The sequence below is a fragment of the Paracoccus aerius genome, from assembly GCF_014656455.1.
Lineage (GTDB): Bacteria > Pseudomonadota > Alphaproteobacteria > Rhodobacterales > Rhodobacteraceae > Paracoccus > Paracoccus aerius.
Map to the genome: position 1 here is coordinate 1 of NZ_BNCL01000086.1, position 1202 is coordinate 1202.

Sequence of the window (1202 nt, forward strand, 5' to 3'; positions counted from 1 at the left end):
ACGAGGAGATCAGGAATGCGGAAACGCAGAAACCATGATGCGGGCTTCAAGGCGCGCGTGGCGCTTGAGGCCGTGAAGGGCGAGCGCACTGTGTCGGAGCTGGCGGCCGAATACGGCGTGCATCCGACGATGATCCATCAATGGAAGAAGGCGCTGCTCGACGGTGCGGTGGACATCTTCGAGCGTGGTGGCAGAAAGCCTGTTGCGGAGGTGGATGAGGAGACGGTCCGGTCACTGCATGCCAAGATCGGAGAACTGGCTGTCGCCAACGATTTTTTGTCACGAAAGCTCAAGCCGTGGACCGGCAAGTGAGGCGCGGGATGATTGAGCAGGGCCATCCGGCGTTGTCGATCGGGGCGCAGTGCCGCCTGCTGTCGATCTCGCGCTCGTCGTTCTATCATGAACCGGTCGGAGAGACGGAGCAGAACCTCGGCCTGATGCAGCTCATCGACAAGCAGTTCCTCGACAGTCCCTTCTACGGCGTCCGGCAGATGACCTGGCATCTGCAGAACGAAGGGCACGGCGTGAACCAAAAGCGCATCCGACGGCTGATGCGGCTCATGCGCTTGATGCCGATCTACCAGAAGCCCAACACCAGCAAGCCGAGGAAGGGGCACAAGACCTATCCCTACCTGCTGGGCGGGCTACGGGTCGATCGCCCCGGTCAGGTCTGGTGCGCCGACATTACCTACCTGCCGATGCGGCGCGGCTTCCTGTATCTCGTCGCCATCATGGACTGGTTCACCCGCAAGGTGTTGGCTTGGCGGATATCGAACACGCTGGAGGCGGACTTTTGCGTCGAAGCGCTGAACGAGGCCATCCACCGCTTCGGCGCGCCGGGGATCATGAATACGGACCAAGGTTCACAGTTCACGTCTTTTGCTTGGACGGACAGGCTGAAGCGCGCTGGCACTCGGATCTCGATGGACGGCAAGGGGCGCTGCATCGACAACGTCTTCATCGAACGCCTCTGGCGGTCCCTCAAGTATGAATGCGTCTACCTGCACGCTTGGGAAACAGGGTCGCAGGCCAAGGCTGCCATCGGCCAATGGATTGCCTTCTATAATCATCGGAGACCCCACACCGCCCATGGCGGGCAGCCGCCCGCCGTGGTCTACTTCAACACCATCGAAACCGATCAGCAGGCGCAGGCAGTAGCTTAAACATCCCCGAAAACTGTCCAAGGATCGGGGAGTAGCTCA

1 protein-coding gene is annotated in these 1202 nt (G+C 60.7%); it reads left to right on the forward strand.

Annotated elements, in window-relative coordinates; translation table 11 throughout:
- Positions 1-15 precede the first annotated feature (15 nt).
- Positions 16-1163 (forward strand): IS3 family transposase gene (locus tag IE224_RS20795; protein ID WP_373305596.1). Its coding sequence is split into 2 segments (ribosomal slippage): positions 16-271 and positions 271-1163, totalling 1149 coding nucleotides; the frame shifts between segments, so codons are not numbered across the junction.
- Positions 1164-1202: the final 39 nt, after the last annotated feature.